Annotated in this window: 15 protein-coding genes and 3 pseudogenes; 9 read left to right on the forward strand and 9 right to left on the reverse strand. The window is 37.5% G+C overall.

Going from position 1 to position 18,115, the window contains the following annotated elements; translation table 11 throughout:
• Positions 1 to 261 precede the first annotated feature (261 nt).
• Positions 262 to 1,527: an amidohydrolase family protein gene (locus ACYF68_RS04965; protein WP_461045584.1), complete on the forward strand. Its 1,266-nt coding sequence runs from the start codon at positions 262 to 264 to the stop codon at positions 1,525 to 1,527.
• Between the two features lie 137 nt (positions 1,528 to 1,664).
• A pseudogene (locus ACYF68_RS04970) lies at positions 1,665 to 2,045 on the forward strand (GNAT family N-acetyltransferase).
• 430 nt (positions 2,046 to 2,475) lie between these two features.
• Here the strand turns inward: ACYF68_RS04970 and aroA are convergent.
• The gene (gene aroA / locus ACYF68_RS04975) at positions 2,476 to 3,819 is read right to left on the reverse strand and encodes a 3-phosphoshikimate 1-carboxyvinyltransferase (protein ID WP_461045585.1); all 1,344 of its coding nucleotides are present in this window, start codon (positions 3,817 to 3,819) and stop codon (positions 2,476 to 2,478) included.
• A 111-nt stretch (positions 3,820 to 3,930) separates the two neighbouring features.
• Between aroA and ACYF68_RS04980 the strand changes: the two genes are divergently transcribed.
• From ACYF68_RS04980 to ACYF68_RS04990, 3 genes and pseudogenes are all read left to right on the forward strand, one after another.
• On the forward strand, positions 3,931 to 4,812 hold the full coding sequence (locus tag ACYF68_RS04980) for a LysR family transcriptional regulator (protein WP_411843039.1): 882 nt from the start codon (positions 3,931 to 3,933) through the stop codon (positions 4,810 to 4,812).
• Positions 4,813 to 4,900: 88 nt separating this feature from the next.
• A pseudogene (locus ACYF68_RS04985) lies at positions 4,901 to 5,030 on the forward strand (AAA family ATPase); the annotation flags it as partial.
• Positions 5,031 to 5,216: 186 nt separating this feature from the next.
• Positions 5,217 to 6,065, forward strand: a complete 849-nt coding sequence (locus ACYF68_RS04990) for a trypsin-like peptidase domain-containing protein (RefSeq protein WP_461045586.1) — start codon at positions 5,217 to 5,219, stop codon at positions 6,063 to 6,065.
• A gap of 177 nt (positions 6,066 to 6,242) precedes the next feature.
• Here the strand turns inward: ACYF68_RS04990 and ACYF68_RS04995 are convergent, their stop codons facing one another.
• The 3 genes from ACYF68_RS04995 to ACYF68_RS05005 form a co-directional block, all read right to left on the reverse strand.
• Positions 6,243 to 6,890, reverse strand: a complete 648-nt coding sequence (locus tag ACYF68_RS04995) for an HAD hydrolase-like protein (protein WP_461045587.1) — start codon at positions 6,888 to 6,890, stop codon at positions 6,243 to 6,245.
• Positions 6,891 to 7,034: 144 nt separating this feature from the next.
• Positions 7,035 to 7,532: an NUDIX hydrolase gene (locus tag ACYF68_RS05000; protein WP_461045588.1), complete on the reverse strand. Its 498-nt coding sequence runs from the start codon at positions 7,530 to 7,532 to the stop codon at positions 7,035 to 7,037.
• Positions 7,533 to 7,575: 43 nt separating this feature from the next.
• Positions 7,576 to 8,535: an IS30 family transposase gene (locus tag ACYF68_RS05005; protein ID WP_461045589.1), complete on the reverse strand. Its 960-nt coding sequence runs from the start codon at positions 8,533 to 8,535 to the stop codon at positions 7,576 to 7,578.
• A gap of 211 nt (positions 8,536 to 8,746) precedes the next feature.
• Here ACYF68_RS05005 and ACYF68_RS05010 point away from each other — a divergent pair, with 211 nt between their 5' ends.
• From ACYF68_RS05010 to ACYF68_RS05020, 3 genes are all read left to right on the forward strand, one after another.
• Positions 8,747 to 8,899 (forward strand): hypothetical protein, encoded by a 153-nt coding sequence (locus ACYF68_RS05010; RefSeq protein WP_271396522.1) that lies wholly within the window; start codon positions 8,747 to 8,749, stop codon positions 8,897 to 8,899.
• 148 nt (positions 8,900 to 9,047) lie between these two features.
• Positions 9,048 to 9,533 carry an RNA polymerase sigma factor gene (locus ACYF68_RS05015; RefSeq protein WP_271396521.1) on the forward strand — a complete coding sequence of 162 codons (486 nt, stop codon included), beginning with the start codon at positions 9,048 to 9,050 and terminating at the stop codon, positions 9,531 to 9,533.
• Complete coding sequence (locus ACYF68_RS05020; RefSeq protein WP_461045590.1) at positions 9,530 to 10,099, forward strand: zf-HC2 domain-containing protein; 570 nt, start codon at positions 9,530 to 9,532, stop codon at positions 10,097 to 10,099. Before ACYF68_RS05015 ends, ACYF68_RS05020 begins: the two co-directional genes overlap by 4 nt.
• 782 nt (positions 10,100 to 10,881) lie before the next feature.
• Here ACYF68_RS05020 and ACYF68_RS05025 read toward each other — a convergent pair.
• The 5 genes from ACYF68_RS05025 to ACYF68_RS05045 form a co-directional block, all read right to left on the reverse strand.
• Positions 10,882 to 11,988 carry an AAA family ATPase gene (locus tag ACYF68_RS05025; RefSeq protein WP_461045591.1) on the reverse strand — a complete coding sequence of 369 codons (1,107 nt, stop codon included), beginning with the start codon at positions 11,986 to 11,988 and terminating at the stop codon, positions 10,882 to 10,884.
• A complete protein-coding gene (locus ACYF68_RS05030; RefSeq protein ID WP_461045592.1) occupies positions 11,988 to 12,839 on the reverse strand; it encodes a DUF6414 family protein in 852 nt (283 codons plus the stop codon). Before ACYF68_RS05030 ends, ACYF68_RS05025 begins: the two co-directional genes overlap by 1 nt.
• 826 nt (positions 12,840 to 13,665) lie before the next feature.
• Positions 13,666 to 14,844, reverse strand: coding sequence for a putative glycoside hydrolase (locus tag ACYF68_RS05035; protein ID WP_461045593.1), 1,179 nt, complete (start codon positions 14,842 to 14,844; stop codon positions 13,666 to 13,668).
• Entirely contained in the window at positions 14,834 to 15,703 is an 870-nt protein-coding gene (locus ACYF68_RS05040; RefSeq protein ID WP_461045594.1) for a polysaccharide deacetylase family protein, read from the reverse strand. Before ACYF68_RS05040 ends, ACYF68_RS05035 begins: the two co-directional genes overlap by 11 nt.
• A complete protein-coding gene (locus ACYF68_RS05045) occupies positions 15,691 to 16,332 on the reverse strand; it encodes a YkyA family protein (RefSeq protein ID WP_461045595.1) in 642 nt (213 codons plus the stop codon). Before ACYF68_RS05045 ends, ACYF68_RS05040 begins: the two co-directional genes overlap by 13 nt.
• 369 nt (positions 16,333 to 16,701) lie before the next feature.
• Here ACYF68_RS05045 and ACYF68_RS05050 point away from each other — a divergent pair.
• Positions 16,702 to 17,930 (forward strand): annotated as a pseudogene (locus ACYF68_RS05050) (IS110 family RNA-guided transposase).
• The last annotated feature ends 185 nt before the right edge of the window (positions 17,931 to 18,115 follow it).

Raw genomic sequence — 18,115 nt, forward strand, 5'->3', positions numbered from 1 at the left:
TGTTAAGAACGTTTATTTTAATATATTTAGAATATTCATACTGTTCTTAAAAGTATAATTTTAAGAACAAAAAACATATATGATAAAATAGAGGAATATCATCTTGGTAGCTACCTATAATAATAACTACAGTTTCGAAGCATTATATGTAAATTCAGCCATGTACTTTTATATAAATTGAAATTGATTTTAAGAGGAGATTCGTTGTGACTAACTATGAAAAATAATTGATAGAATAGAAATGATTAAAGGGGTAAATAAATGAAGTTAAAAAATGTAACATACCTAAATAGTAATATGAAATTTGAAACACAAAGTATTGAAATTCAAAATGGTGAAATTCGTCTAAATATTAATGATGCAAATGATGAGGAGGCTATAGATTGCTCGGATTATTTTGTCATTCCTGGCTTGGTTAACGCCCATTTCCATAGTTATTCCCCTTTAACTAAAGGATTGATGAAGGAAATGCCACTCCAAGACTGGAGCAATGACACAGAACAAGGAAAAGTACAGCAATTGTTCTTTGAGTATATCGACAATGAAGTCTCTGAAGAAGCTTTTTTGTGTGTTGCTCAAAAAAGCTATATAGATATGGTTAAAAATGGGGTGACTTTTGTAAGTGACTCAGATCCCCAATCGCCAAAATTACTAAGTGATGCAATAAACGAAATTGGAATACGAGGAATAGTTGATGCATATGAAGAAATTGGGGATTATTATAGTAGATCTGATGGCAATGTTTTATTTGGCACTCATTTATTAGAAGAAGAAGACTTTACTAATACTGAATTAAACAACTTGAAAGATACTAAGGATAAATATAACCCTATAATGATGACGCATTGTTTAGAGAATGAGTGGCGATCCAACATAGTAAAATCTGATTTTGGTAGATCTAGTATTGATATTTACAATGAATTAGGGTTACTCGATGATAAGACAGTTCTGTTTCATGGTGTTTATATGTCGAAAAATGATATAGATTTAGTCGCCAAACATAAAAGTTCTGTTGTCCATTGTCCAATTTCAAACTTAGATACAGGAGCAGGAGTTGCAGATGTTAGTTACATGCTTGAAACGGGTGTGAATGTTTGTTTAGGCACTGATTACAGTCATACAGACATGTGGGAATTAATGAAGTTAACTTACTATTTATTAAAAATAAATAACCCTGTTAATAAATACACTGCTGAGGATATTTTTAAAATGGCAACTTTAAATGGTGCAAAAGCTTATGGTTTACAGGAGGGCATAGGTAAAATAAAAGATGGTTATAAAGCTGACTTAGTTTTTATTAAAAAGAGTCAGGATTTAGAGCCACTACTAAACAATGAAGCTTTTTCTAATTACCTTCACAATTTATTGTTTCATAGTAATGAGGATTCAGTTCAACATGTGATGGTTGATGGTAAATGGATTATGAAAGATAGAGAACTGCTTACTATTGACGAAGGAAAAATAGAAAGTATATATAATCATATTGCAGAAGGTTTTGTTAGCTATTTAAAAACCCAATCTTCTTGAACAGTTGAGTTACTTCAAGAAGTAGTTCGCACTCTATTGAAATATAGGAGACGGGTTAGTGAAACAAAAAATGAAAAAAATTCTACTTTTTAGAGGAGAGCGGATTATGAATATTAAACGAACATCAAAACCCGCCTATGGATTTGTTATTATTAGCGGATCCTTCTAGAAAAATTATTGAGGAGTATCTAAAAAAAGGAGATTGTTATATTGCGGAAGTGGATGATCAAGTGGTAGGTGTTTATGCTTTACTTCCTACAAGACCTGAAACTGTAGAGTTGGTGAACATCGCAGTGGCAGAAAACCATCAGGGTGGAGGTATGGGGAAACTTCTAGTTATGAATGCAATTAAAACAGCTAAAGAAAAAGAGTATAAAACAATTGAGGTCGGTACTGGCAATTCAAGTATAGGATAACTTGCCCTTTATCAAAAATATGGTTTTAGAATAGTCGGTATAGATTCAAACTTTTTCATTAAACACTAACGGGAAGAAATTTTTGAGAATGGCATCCAGTGAAGGGATATGATTCGTCTTGCTCATGATTTATAAAAAAATGTTTTTTAATCAAATAGAGGCGCCAAGTAAAAAGTTTTATACTTTTGAGCTTTCAGCAAATAGTCCATTTTTGGAAAAAACTATTTTATGGCATACTAGAGAAAAATGTCTTAAGTAATATTCCACAATAGGAACGAGATTGTATAAAAGTTATAAGCCTAATTCCTTGTTCAAAAGACAGGAAATTAGGCTTTATAAATACTTATATAGTGCAAAATAGCGATTATAATATACGCAAAATTACTCCTGAATTTACAGTTGTGGTTTTAAAACTGAATAAAACTTGTTATGAAAACACGATAATAGTTGAGAAATAAGTTATAATGGAACAAAATAATTTTTCGAAAGTGAAATTTGAAACACTAACTCTACTCCTCATATTAACCAAATACTAAATGTAACGGATGCTCAACCCTAATCTTTCCAATATCTCAAAATATTGAGGACAAGTTTTTGAAACACATCCTGGGTCATTTAATTGTATGCCTTCAATTTTTGAACCTAAAAGTGACAGTGACATAGCCACTCTGTGGTCATCATGGGTATCAAGTAATGTTGGTTTCGGGGTGCCTGGATACACTTTTAATCCATCTTTAAATTGCTCCACTCTAATACCCAATTTTGAGAGTGAATCACATATCACACTGATTCTATCTGATTCATGATATCGTATATGCTCAACATCTTTTATAGTTATCGGACCATTTGCGAAAACGGCTAATATTGCTAATGTCAACGCTTGATCAGACATTTCCCTCATCGAAATTTCAAATCCACCTCTTAACTGATGCGTCCCTTCCAGTTCGATAAAAGTATCCCCTCTGGTTACTTTGCACCCCATCTGTTCAAGGATATCCATCATTTTAATATCTGGCTGCTTTGTTTCATAAGTTAAATTGGCGATTCGAATTCTGCCATTTGTCATCGCTGCAAGGGCAAGAAAATAACAAGCTGTTGAAGCATCTGCTTCTAAGTTTACATCTTGAGCTTTATATTTTGATGGTGACACTGCTATTTTACTAAGGTTATAATCGTATTGTATAATTGCACCATATTTCTTCATTAAATCTATTGTCAGCAATACATAAGCATTCTGGACGATATAATCTTCAATATTTATAGTTACTGGTTCTGTAAAATAAGGAGCCGCAATCAATAGACCACTTATATACTGACTGGATATATTTCCGGAAAGGTTTACTTCACCACCTGCCAACTTCCTCCCTTTTATTTTCAAGGGGTAGTAATCTTCATTATTTAGATAATTTACATCAGCACCAATTTCTCTTAAAGCATTTACTAAAGGAGAAACTGGTCTTTTACTCATGCTTCGACTTGCTTCAATTTTCCATGACCCTTCCCCAGATACAACCAATGCTCCAGGTAAAAACCTGGCAATCGTTCCTGCAGCACCTATATATAAATCATTGGAATGCCATTCACCTCCATTCCCTCTGACCCATGCTATTTCATTTTGAACCTCTATGTCGATTCCCAAATCTTTCAGGGTTTCAATACACCAGTAGGAATCATCACTTTTTAATATACCTGATATTTTTGAACTTCCATCAGCCATTGCACTCAGAATAAGTGCTCGGTTAGTTAGACTTTTGCTTCCAGGAATCGTTATAGTACTGTCTAGAACCTTTTCACCTGGTGAGACATTGACTGTATTCGTATTTTTAAGCGTACTCCACGGACTGCGTGCTTTTACATCCACTCTTTTATCAGCCAATGATATTACCACCTTATTTATATGATTTATCTATCTATTTTAAGTATAATTGGGTTTAAGTCATAACTGAAATACATATATTATAGAACTGTCATAGGTGGTGTCTATAGCATGGATTTGAATCTTTATCATATTTTTTATATAACAGCTCTGGAAAAAAATTTTAGTAAAGCAGCCAACAGATTATATATTACTCAACCAAGTGTCAGTCACGCTATCAAACAATTGGAAGAAAAACTTGGAGTGAAGTTATTCATAAGAACTTCAAGGGGCGTTATTTTAACTCCAGAGGGTGAGGCTTTCTTTAGACATATGAGACCTATTTTTGAATTAGTAGATGATGCTGAACAAAAACTCTCAAAACTGAAAAATTTCCAAACAGGTCATGTAACAATTGGAGGCAGCGACTCTACATGCAAACATTATCTGTTACCTCATATACAAACTTTTCAGAAGATATTTCCGGAAGTACAGGTAAAACTTCAGCATGGATCAACACCTCATATTTTGGATAAATTAAAAAATGGGACGATTGATATTGGACTTGTCCACTTACCCATCAATGAAAAACAAATTCAAGTCACTGAGTTTTTAAACATTCACAGTACATTTGTCGTCGGACAAAAATATAAAGAACTAGCTGAAAAAACTATATCACTTGAACAAATAGCAGACTATCCTCTGATCACTTTCTCGAAAACCAGCAGTTCAAGAAGATTTCTTAATCAACTATTTCAGAAACAGGATTTGAATGTTAAGCCCGATATTGAAGTTGGAAGTGTTGAACTGATGATTGAATGTGCAAAAATAGGAATGGGTATGGCCTTCGTCACTAAAGAACTGATAAGAGAAGAATTGGAAAATGCAGAGTTATTCGAAGTACTTTTAAACGAAAGAATAGATGAAAGAAAGGTTGGTGTAATAACAAAAAGTGATATTCCTTTGTCATTAGCAGCGAATAAGTTTTATGAACATTTAGTTGATTTGAATTGATAAATTTTAATTTAAGGAGAAATCCCATGCATTTTAAACCATGTCACAAGGTAGCATCAATCCTCCAGGATTTGATAAAAAATGGTTTATAGCTGACGGGAACTTTAGGTTGATACAAAAGATTTTTCACGCAGATTGAAAGAATACTTGAGATTAATCATCTTGAAACCGTTACAACAGAAGTTGTACGGGACAGTTTGGTAATTGAGATTAAATAAACTTAAAGAGGTTGAAACATATAAAAGTGGTTTTGTTCTGATCTCTTTTCAAATATATGGCGCAAAATATCTCCTAAAATAAGTGCAAAATAACTTCAAAAGTGACACACCATACCTATAGTGTCCTCTCTACAACCTTTTAAAATTTTAGTATAATTGAAGTATTAAACGGGGGAGTGGGATATTATGAACAATAATACAGTAATGAAAGAATTTTTACGTACTGCAGTAAATATAGAAGCGTACAACGAACAAGGAACCATCACACATACTGGAACTGGTTTCTTCTATAAAATTAAATTAGGAACAGGAAAAGATTATGGTAAACACGTTCATATTTGTTTAGTAAGTAATAAACACGTTTTAGAAAAAGTGACAAGCATTAGCATTTATGATAACTTAAACTCTTTCAATAAAGAGGAAGTGCCTGACAATCAAAAGTATACAGTCCAAGATGTTAAAGACAGAATCATTATTCATGAAAATCAAGATTTAGCTGTTATCAATATATCTGATTTAATGATGAAGTGGATTGCAAACGATACTCAACATACTTTTAAATTTATAGATAACGATCTTACTGCACATGAAAATGAATTAGATATTTTAAATTCTGATATTTTTATGGTTGGTTTTCCTATGTCCTTACAGAGTGAAGTTTCATTTAAAGGCGTCATTTATAGAGGAAAGTTGGCGTTCCCTCCAGATATGAAATTTGCCTATGACGATAACTATGTTCTAAATATGGATGGTTACTCAGGGAATAGCGGGTCTCCAATTTTCGCCATTCAACCTTCTGTTCGTCAAGGCTATGAAATTAAACTTATAGGCATTCAATGTTCAATTTATAATCCTGTCACAGGCTATCATGAAACAGGGGAATTTAGACAACATGTCAGTTTAACAAATGCTGTTAAAGTGAAGTACCTTCAAGAATTAGAACCTAAAATTGATACACAATGGAAGAGAGATTTTGCTGACCCCAAGAGCATGGCCAGAATAATGGAACAAATTTACGATCAAGGCACTCAATAGGGTGTCTTTATTTGAAAGACCAGTAACCCGAAATAAAAAGGTAACTGGTCTTTTAAAATGACAACTAAATGTTATCACTACTACATAGTTGTTCATTTAAAGTCTACCTAAATCAAACAATATGGATTACTCATGTGAATTTTAATAACTGTTATTTAAAGATTGCTCATTCAATAATCACTTAATGATATGATTTAAATCTTTCAATGATTCTACTATATAATTTGCTTCAGCTAATTCTTCATCTTTCGAAAAATTGAATTTACACCCAATCACTTCAATATTGTTTTCTTTACCGGCGGTAAAATCAGATAATCTGTCACCTACTATATATTTTGGTACGATTGCTTCTTCTTTTATCATATGTCTGATTAAATCTGACTTACTCGAGGTTTCCACTATATTGATGCTATAGATCTTTTCGATATACTTCTGTAATCCATAATATTTATATATCGCTTCCAAGTATGTGACGTCTCCATTACTTGCTACAAATATGGTATACCCTTTATTCTGGATAGATTCTAATGTCTCTTCCACATCGTCGTATAGCTTACCTTTGCCTGAACGAATACATCCTACAAGAGACTCTTGAAATGTTTGATTAGCCACCTTTATATTTTCATCGGTAGGTTTTTTTAACAGGATTTTCCAAACTTCCTCTAATGGGACACCCATGATTTCATTGTACTTTTCAACTGGATTGTTTATGTAATTGATTCCATATTCATCGATTTTATTAAGTGCCTGGCTCAGCGATTCTTCCAGAATGAGATGGGTTTGAAATAAAGTACCATCCATATCAAAAACTATTGCTTCCTTCATATTTATTCCTCCTAGTCGTTCTACTTAATCTTTAAATATATCCTCATAATACTGAACAATAATGCTTTCTTGAAATAAAGAAGCCACAAGTTTTAAATAGCCCTTTGTGACTTTTTTTCCTCTATATTCATTTTAAAATTCAATTTATATATACCCAAAAAGGTCATGTATAGTTCTTTGATTTCGACCAGGCACACAAGCATCAGAAGTCAAAAAAGAATATATTTCTTCATTGGAAATCCACTTGTAATTAATTGTTTCGTCTTCTTGTAAAACAATGCTGTCCTTTGGAATGTCTACATGAGCAATAAAAGAGACGAAAATGGTATTGTATTCTTCAGAAATATAAATGTTCCGTTTTTCTAGGCTCGTTATTCTAACACCTGTTTCCTCCAGTGTCTCTCTTTTAGCAGCATCAGTTGGGTCTTCATCTTTTAAAACACTCCCACCTGCTGATACTTCATAAAAACCGGGATACGACGCTTTATTATAATCTCTCTTCATGGCTAAAAAGCTCCCATCTAGATTGATTAATATAACTTCTGAAACTAAATGAAATACATTGTCAGGAATGTTCTCTCCTCTAATTAAATCAAAATTCAACTTGTTTAACTTACTGTCGTAAGCATCCCATTTCTCCATAGTAATAACTCGTTTCTTCGATGAAATTTCTAAACTTCGTTTGTCAAAATAAGCTAGACAGCCTGCCTACATCCATGTAACTCATAAATGCTTCCAGCGGTGTCTGGTAGTTCAAAGACTTTCTGGGTATGTGGTTTCTCTTGGAGGCTACTGAAGCAACCATCCTCTGATCCACTGTGTTGAAATCCATATGCTTGGGCAGGCCGTCTTTCCGAAGCAGTCCATTGGAATGTTCATTCAATCCTCTTTGGGAAGGCGTGCCCGGGTCAGCAAAGTAAATATCAATATCATTTCGGTTGCTCATTGACTGCCAATTTGAGAATTCCTTACCACAGTCGAAAGTAATGGATTTGAACACATTTCTGGGAATCTGATGGAACCATGCGTTGATGACTGTTTCAATACCCTTTGCAGTCCGGCCCTCGGGCTTGAGGGTAATGATCACTTTCGACAGCCGTTCTACAAGTGTCACAACGGCACTTTTATGATGGATGCCGACAATGGTATCGCCTTCCAGATGTCCAAATTCTTCTTTGAATGCTGGGTAGTCCGTCTTTCTGTCAGAGAGTTTCCGTCTGAAAGCCTGTCGCCCACGGCGTTCCTTATGGCCGTTGGGTTTTCGCTTTCCTTTCATCGGCAAGGTGGAAACATCAAAGTCTTTGCGCTTGAACATGCGGTACAATGTGCGGCTGGAGCAGTTGATCGGCTGTTCACGGCGACCGACAATCACATCCGGCGTCCATCCTTGCGCGACCTTTTCTGCCACATATGCGCGTTGATCATTCGACAGCACCGTCTGTTTTCGACCGCAACGCTGCTTGTTTGCCTTGTAGCGCTTATAGAAATCCAATGCGGTGTGACCGTCTTTCAGGAAAGTGACCACATTGTGGACGGTCTGACGTGCTCGGCCAATCTGTTCTGAAATCTTTGATACAGAGGCATTCTGATGGAAATAAGATTCTATAATTACAAGTTCATCCGTGCTAAGATGGGTGTAGGTCATTCGTGATCACTCCTATGATTTCTTTGGTCGGAAATACATTTTGAGTGTATCACGAGTGGCTTTCTTTATGTGTCTAGCTTAATTTTACAATCGGCGAAAAATTAAAATTCATTTGTTATACTCATACTATACCAAATAATTACATATACTGAAATGAACCATAAACGTAATGAATATACCGGAGGAATCAAACGCACTGGAGATCAGACAGTTGAAAGAGGAAGATGCAGTGCAGTTCCTAGAATTGAACAAACAGCTTGATGACACAGGATACATGCTATATGACCCGGGAGAAAGACAAATGAATGTGGAAGAGCAACGTAAGGCAATTGCTCAAATGAAGGCAGATTCATCAGTCCATTGAATTTTTCCTTAACAATAGCAATTGGAGTCTTTCTTTTGCTTTCTTACATAAAATATCTACATTTCATTCGAGGAAAATAAAGATTAAATTTGCAAAAACTATGTAAGAATTTTTGAGACTGTGCGTCTAATGTATAGGAGGTGAAAAAGTGACCGAGATAGAGGGGATTTATAAACGGTACTTCAAAGATGTATACTTATTTGTTTATAGCTTATCAAAAAATCAACACATTGCTGAAGATATCACTTCTGAAACATTTTTGAAGGCTATCGATTCATTAGATTCATTTAAAGGAAAGAGCGATATCAAAGTCTGGCTTTTTCAAATTGCTAAGAATAGTTATTACTCTTATTTGCGCAAAAATAAGCATATAGAACAAACAGAAGAACTCCCTAAAGAAACAGATGATAAAAATATAGAGAAAAAAATTATAGACAAAGAAGAATCAATGTCTGTTCATAAAATCCTTCATTCATTATCAGATCCCTATAAAGAAGTATTTACGTTGAGAATGTTCGGAGAATTAAGCTATAAAGAAATTGGCGAGATTTTTGGAAAAACAGATAATTGGGCTTGTGTCACTTTTTATCGTGCCAGGAAGAAAATTAATGAGGAAATGAGGGAAATTAAATGAAAATAGTATCTTGCTATGTAATTCAAGACTTTATTCCCCTGTACTTAGAAGACATGCTCAGTGAAGATTCTAAAATATTGGTTGAAACGCATCTGGATGAATGTGAAGAGTGTCGGAAATACTTGAATGAACTCCAAATAGCAGAAACGAGTCCTTTTCCGGTTGAGACAGATATTCATCCATTGAGAAAAATTCAAACCACTTTACGGAAGAAAAAATGGCAGACCATCGTGTGTTCTGTATTAATCACTTTGCTTATTGGTATATTGACAATATTTTTTATGACAGCTCCTGAATATCTGCCTTATTCAGAGAAGACAGTATCAGTAAGTGAAACAACGAATGGATTAGTGCTTTCTGCTTTTAATGATGAAGTAGCAGGGTACGACATCGAGAGTTACCCGAGCGAAAATGGATCGGGTTCGATTTATCATATAACTGTTTGGGGAACGAGTTGGCACGATTTAACTAATACAAAGGAGATTGACCCAATTGTATTGAATCCCAGCGGTGAAAAGGTGGGGCTGTTTACTACTATCAAGCTGACGGAACTCAAGATTTGCTGATTTACGGAGAGGAACAGCATCCTAATGGGGGTGTGGTTACCTTGCCAAGATTGTCTCTGGCTTATCTCTCTGGATTGGCAATGATCACGTTCTTGATTTGTATTGGAATCATGTTTGCTGTTCGCTCCAACAAAAAACATCTTAAACGTGTAATCGCTATTACTTTGTTTCCATTATCGTATTTACTCGCTCAGCTCATCGTAACCGGATGGAATACCACAACATATTCAGCGACAAGAGATTTCGCAGCGATTTTGTTGGTTACCGTCTTATTATATAGTTTACTTTGGATAGGATCGAAACGACTAAAAAGACATTCGATTAGATAAAATAATTATAATTTGTCAGCAGGATAGCTGTGAATTAATAAAAATATTTTCTCTTAAAAGAGTGGTGAATCCCCCTATACTATATGTCAATTAGACTATTAGAGTGCTCGTTCAACCACCGCTGTAAGGGCGGTTCGAGATCTTCAAAGTATCACATTCTTTTCATCTAGCCAATACTTTAGAGAAAATTATATACAAGCTTTCCAAAGCATATCTAGACCCACTGTTGATTCAGAACCTATTCGTTCTTTCTATACAGTACATCTTTGCAGAGGTTAACATAACCTCACTGATCGGTAGTTAATGTAAGTACAGAAAAAGCTCCAATATCCTTTCTTAGCAAAGGTGTTGGAGTTTCCTCATTTACATGCAAAATAAAGATGAAAGTGGTAATTAGTAAAATCAATATCCTATTAATGTTTATTTAGTGTCAAGGGTAATATAAAAAGTTCTTCACTTACTCTGTAAGAAGATATTAAATATATACCGGTTGAAAATATAAACAACCAAATTTTTAATCTCTCTTATATTCCTATTTTCTAGCGATTCATGCTCTAAAATATTCATTATATCTTCTATTTTGACTTGTTTCTTATATGGATCTAGTAAATTCTTATAAACCTCCTCCACATGTTTATAAAGAATTTTTTGTTTTACGTCATTAGCAATATGTTCAAATTTTACTACTTTATCAAATCGACTGAATATAGGTCTACCTACATGAGCAATAATTTCTTCTATGGATTGAAAATTGGAAGTACAAAATATAACATTATCTCTTAAATCAACTTCAAAGTGATTATCTTTATACTTACTTTCATCAAACATTTGATAAAAAGCATTGTAAAGATGAGGGTTACATTTATCGAATTCGTCTAATAAAATAAATTTACTTTTTCTCTTTAATAAGTCTTCTGACAAGGATCTCTCGTTAATATCATTTCCAAATAAATAATCATGACCTTTTATGTCGTTAAGCATAGACATTTGTATTCTTCTTATATCTTTATGACCAAATATGCTCTCATGTATCTGAAGTATTGCATCTGTTTTCCCAACTCCGGAGGGGCCATATATCATGATGACCTTAGTATCCTCATTAACGAAGTTCTTCATTATATTTGAATGTATGGATTTTAATGCAGCGTCTTGTCCTATAATCTCACTATTGACCAATTGAAAAGTATTAATTACGTCATCGTTACTATAATTCGGAAAACTATAGTTACACTCTTGAATTATATCACCTAATATTTTATATAAAGAATCTTCTAATTGTTTTGTAGGAAGAATCACATATAAGTTCTCTATAATACTTTTCTCCATCAAGTTTTTTATAAATAAAGATACCTCATTACTAAAACTATTACTTAGCCTTTTTACGCTACCTTCATTTAATATATAATCTCCTACCCCAACTGTCGGTTGATATTCCACATCAATATCTTCAGTGCTACTTTTCAAATTCAGTAAATCAATTAAGTTATAAAAGTTTATATCTTTATTAGCTGAATAAAATTGATCAACGACCCCTTTTACAAGGTAGATACTGTTCTCCATTACTTAACACCCGCTACTATTAAATCTATCACATCTAATTTTCTATCCTCGCCTATTCTCTCTACCAATACTTGTGAGTTCGTTATTTTCTCTGGCGAGGGAGGATTATCATCTTTCGATGGGTTTTCCTTAGTGGCTTCTGATATCTTGTCAATTCTACTATCTGTATCATTACCTTCATTAACAAAAACTCTACTATCATCTGTGTTAACTAGAGATTCAAAAGAAATTTCTTTAATTGTAGCTTGCCCAATTTTTACACCTACCATATTTAAGCTCATACTTCTAAGGTCCGTTAATTTATAATCATTTACCATGTGTTTAGGATTCACTCTTATTATTTTATATGAATTACCTTTATTAGCTAAAAATTCGTGGTAGGCTTTCATGTCATCTAAAGTTTCTTCGAATTTTTCGAAGTTTATGTCTTTCATTTCCGTTGTATTTGAGAACTTCTCTATATCTTTTATCATTCCTATAATCGGAGAAAGGGTTTTTAAATAAGTAGTTGTTTTTTCCAATATATTCAACTTATACCCCTGAATGTATTCTAAATCAAAATCTGTTATTTTATCTTCGATTTTGGCTAGGAAATCATTTTTTATAGTATTTGTCATTTGTTGCTCAATCTTTTTTTCAAAGTTAAGTCTAGAAAAGAAGCCTAAAGCTACTTCTATATTATCAATCGGTTTTGAAGATCCAGTCATCTTTGATACCAAATCAAATTTAGCATCTCTAGTGACTTTTTCAAAGTATTGTAGTCTTCCTCCATCATTTTGATCAAGTATATCTAAGGCAGCATCTTCATCAAACAGTACGATTTTATTGTATTTAAATATAGATTTTCTCAAAAATATCACTCCAATTACTATTAATTATATATTAGAAAGAAGTTTTTTTATACATCACGAATTTCAAGTTTAAGTTAGACAATTGTATATCCCCTTAATGCAAAGTTTTTGAAAGCACTTTGATAGCCAGTTTTCATCTTGCGAAAAAGAAAGAAACATTATACCCTAGGCACTTCGTACCTACTTTGTCTAATTCATTATCTTGACTAAATACTCAGATGATATCTGGTATCCAAGAATTTAATGTGGGTAGTCATTCATCCATCGTTGGATGGGTGGAATCTGTCAATCACTGATGGATGAAATGGATTGATTTTTCAAGGCAAACAAGCGTATAAAATTATGATGATTCTCCCTAGACGCCCTTCCTCCAATGTTCCAATAAACGACCGTTAATTGGACGATTTTATGTATGCATGAGATCGTCCTTTATTCATATAAATTGAGTCCAAAAACCAGTGTACTAATCATTGTCTATATTAATTGAAAATACATGAGTTTTTAGAAGAAGATGAAACCTAGAAGGTCTGTTTAGTGAATTGGAAATAGTCAGGTGTTAGCGCAACTTTTCGGAAAAGGTCAGTGGACACAGATATAACAGAACCGAATTGGATATTGGATGAATTAGAAACACTTCTGGGTGCCTAAGAATCTCTTTCGAAGACTAATGAAGTAATCGATGCCCCACAAGCACATAAAAAACAACTTCTGTATCGGGAGGACTTAAATAATAATGAAGGTTGACGATATAAAAATATCTCTCTGATCTAAAAAGACTGGAGAGATATTTTTATTCTTTAACATCTATTCGGACTGAACTCGATCATCATTCAGGGGTGTAATCCACGCCTCTTGTATAGTTATTGGTTGCATCCCACAGGAGGAATTCATCGACACCGTTGTCATGGAGTGCCTGGATCTGGGCTTCCAATTCATCGACGCCGTAATTCAGATAGTTTCCGGCACCCAAGTAGGAGGCAGTGAAGTCCTGGATCCATGGTCTGGAGAGTGGTGGGGAATCTAGAGAATTCAAAACCTCATTTTCGACTTCCATATAGGAGTCGATGACGCCATATGGTTCAAGGTCAGGTGTCTGGAAGCCAAAATCCCCGGGACCCCAGTGGCTTGGATAGATCATGGATGAGATGACATCGACATTATTGGATATCTTCGAAAAGTTCTGTCCGATTCCAGGTGCTTCCGGTACTGTAGCAGCATAGCCGAAAATGTCGACTGAAACATCAACATTGTAGGGTTTGAGCTTTTCGCGGGCATATTCGACAAAGTCGGTGACGGCATTGACGCGCTGCTGGACATCATCAGCATTCCCATCGTCATACTCTGCAGCATCATAGTTTAAAGTGTCCGCACGGTTTTCAAACCCTTCCGGGAAACGCACATAGTCGAACTGGATATCTTTAAAACCGAGCTTGGCGGCTTCAATCGCAATGTCCACATTATAATCCCATACTTCTTTCAGGAATGGATTGACAAAGCTCTCGCCGCGGCCATTTTTCCAGACGGTCCCATCATCGTGGGTGAATGATAGATCTGGACGGGCTTCGGCCAGTTGAGAATCCTTGAATGCGACGATGCGTGCAATGGGGTAGATGGATTCGGACTCCATCGTCTCCATCAGCTGATCTGGATCGACATAATTCTGCATGTTCTTCTGGGCCATCTCACTTGCGCCTTCCAGTGGCATCATGATGTTTCCGGCGTCTTCCTTGACATCGACGACCATTGCATTCAAGTCTGTATCGTTGAGGAGCGATACAAGATTCGACATGCGTTCACCTCCGGCGGAATAGCCTGTGACGAAAATACCTTTAACGCCGTCTTCTGGGTAGGGAATATCGACGCCGCTATCGTATGAAAATTTATCAGGTATGGTTTCCGGCATTTTAAGCAGAGGCCCTTCATTCAGGTTCAAGCCTTCCGCTTTAGCCGTAATTGGCATCATCAGACCAAGGATCAAACATAAAAGCATCACTTTACTCTTCATCTGCGTCTTCCTCCCTTGCACTTTGGATGTTAGCCGGATCGATCAGTTCGTATTCTTTCGCCCTTAATCCGGAGACGATTTCTGAAAGGGCATCCTTTGTCCACGTTCGGTCATGCATCAACAGGTTGGCCCCGTCATCGAGCAGTTCGGTATTGACCATGATATCAGCGAGGGCATCTGCGTCCTGGTACTCGGCTTCCCAGTCATAACCGTATGTCCAGTTCATCAATGTCATATCTTCATCTTCAGTCACCTGGATCGAAGCATCGGTGTTGACGCCAAACGGTGCTCTGAAGAAGCGTGGGCGTTCTCCGGTGATCTCTTCGACCATATCGTTGACCGGGATGATTTCATCAACCGTTGCTTGTGGGTCCAGATTGCTTAAGTTCGCGTGTGTCATCGTATGGTTACCGATTTCGAACCCCATATCATAAATCTTTTGGAGCGTATCTTTGCCTTCCTCCGTATTGAGGTACATGCCATTGACGAAGAATATGGCCGGCGCGTCATGTTTCTTCAATGTTTCGGCCATCTCGAGTGCGTGCTGATCCGGCGCGTCATCTATAGTCAATAGCGCCACACGGGATGCGTCATCTTCGAGCGGCAAGATGCGGTAGGAAGCCGGGTCCACATAATAGGCCTGCTTTGCCGTGGATGACGCATCAGCCTGCTCTTCACTCTCTTCTTCGTTGGCATCTTCTGAAGCATTAGACGATGAAGTTGCCTCCTCTTTAGATTCGCTCATCTCCTCTGTATCTTTTGCCTCAGATTGTGCATCATCATTTGAAGTGTCTTCATTGCCGCAGCCGACGAGAAAAACAAGCAGTAAAGTTATGAATGTATATTTTACATGTTCCAATCAATTCTCCCGCTTTCTTCGAAAGTGGCCAGAGCGGCCTGATGCGCATCTTCCAGATTGATAAGTGCCTCGTCGAGCGCAGAATATTCCTTTTGTACAGGGTCGTAAGCCTCATTGATGTCCTCGATTCCATTTTCCAGTGCCTTGAAGTCTGCATCTTCCGATGCTAATGTCTCGAAGACGGATTTTTGAGTGTCCAGTGCACCTTGATAATTTTCAGTGAAAGATTCCAGGTGGGAACGGAGGGTACCATATGCCTCCTGGACTGTCTTATAATCATCATGGAGCTTTGGCTCGTCAGATGGTAATTCAATCGATTCCAGATTTTCTTGTTTGGAGATGAATGCTTCGGTGTGCTCTTCAAGCGCCTGCAGCGCATCGGCACGTTTACTGCGGTTGTCCGCGAGCGCTGAACCCTCAGCATTGAATGTGTCCTCTTCGAGGCTTTCAGTAAATACGGATTGCATTTTCGCATCGAGATCATTCAATGTCTGAAGGCTCTCGGTAATTTCAGTCTTCACTTCATCAGTCTGCTCGATAGTGGACTTCAACTGGTCTTCCGGGCTGCTGCAGCCAGCCAGAAGAAAAAACAACAGTGCCCCTGTTGTATAGCGTATGTAACGTGTCATAAGGCAGCTCCTTTCTATTATTATCTCTTAGGATAACACTCTACATTCATTTTTCATATATTACCTATATATATTCCCAGGAAATTTTTTGAAGAAGTAGGGGAAGGGGGCGATTCAACCGTTCAATAGAAACATACTAAGATTAGTACCACAGGACCCGGCCAGGTCCTGTGGTACTATTTTCATATAGTAGGAGTGGAGATCAGGTCGACGGGGTTTTAGGATTTAGAATCCGGAATAAAAACGGGCCAGCTCCACTATCCTTATCTGAATCAGATTCAGTATGTGGGATCTTCGAGATCGAGTATGAGAAAAGGGAATCGATGGGGATACGTGGTCACTTCTGCGTAAAAAAAGGAGGAGAACCAAATGAAAAGTGTCATCGCATTTGATGTCAGTATGGGACACAGCTACATGGTCGTCTATGATGCTTGGCAGCACTGTATATTCGAAGGGGACATCACGCATGCCAGGTCGGCTTTTGAAGATGTACGGATCCGGATTGAGGCGCAACGGAAACAGGATGGCGTCCTGCCCGCTATTGTATTTGAAGCCACGGGGTCTACTCAAAGGCATTGGAACGCTTCATGCAGGCATGCGGGTTCGAGTATGCGCTGCTCAATCCACTGGCGGCCAAGATGCAGAGCCTGTCCATGCGGATGCACAAGACGGACCGGAGTGATGCACATAAACTCGCCCAGGCCTGTTTTACCCATCCGCCTCGCAACAAACAGGTTCAAGAAGGGTATTACGAAGAAATGCGCAGCCTCTCCCGCCACTATGCTGAACTGGAGCAGGAGGTTGTCCGGCTGAGAACCCGGATGCATGCCCTGGTCCAGATGACCTTCCCGGAACTGGAGCAGCTCTTTACCCGAACTTCCGACCTGTATCTTTCCATACTCCAACTGTTTCCGCATCCCGATCGGGTGACTGTGCTGTCCAGAACGAAAGTGAAGAATATGATCCTCGGCAGCACCGGAAAGCGCCAGTCCCGAAAACGCGCAGAAGAGAAAACCGATCAGCTGATGTCGGCGGCCGCAGATGCCTATCCGGCACTGTCTGCGGATGACGTCCGGATTGAACAGCTCAGAAACTATGCTGCACGCTGTCAGACCCTGCTGGAGCTGAAGCACCGGCTCATCCAGCAAATGGTCGCCATGTCTCAGGAACAGGCGGAATACCATATCCTGAAGAGCTTTCCAGGGATCGCAGACATTACAGCGGTCCGTATCATCGCTGAAGCCGGAGACATCCGCCGGTTCGACACGGCCAATCAGCTGAATGCCTATACCGGCATCGACATCCGCCGCCATCAGTCCGGCACCCTTCTGTACAAGGATAAGATCAATCGGCGCGGCAATAAGCATCTAAGGAAAATCCTGTACTACATGATCGAGAATATGATCCGGAACCAGAGGCACGCGGATAACCATCTGGTGGACTACTATCGGAAACTAAAAAAGCAACCCCATGGTAAACACCATAAGGTTGCCTGCATCGCCTGTGTGAACAAGTTTTTGAAGTGCCTCTTCCATCTTGTCACCGTTGGACAGCGATATGATTACGCTGTGGCCACCCACCACTGCGTCAATTCGTAACTCAAGTATATCACAGCCCCTGCTCCGAAAAAACTGAAAAAGCAGGGCCTATTTGGCATGCCAACACCCCTATCCAGCGGGGCGCCCCGCTGGATAGGGATGAAAAACATGGAATATATGCTTGAAATCTATTGACTAATCGTAAGAAAAACCCCTTCAGCCTAACGCTGAAGGGGATGGCGACA

The organism is Salinicoccus sp. CNSTN-B1, assembly GCF_054792835.1.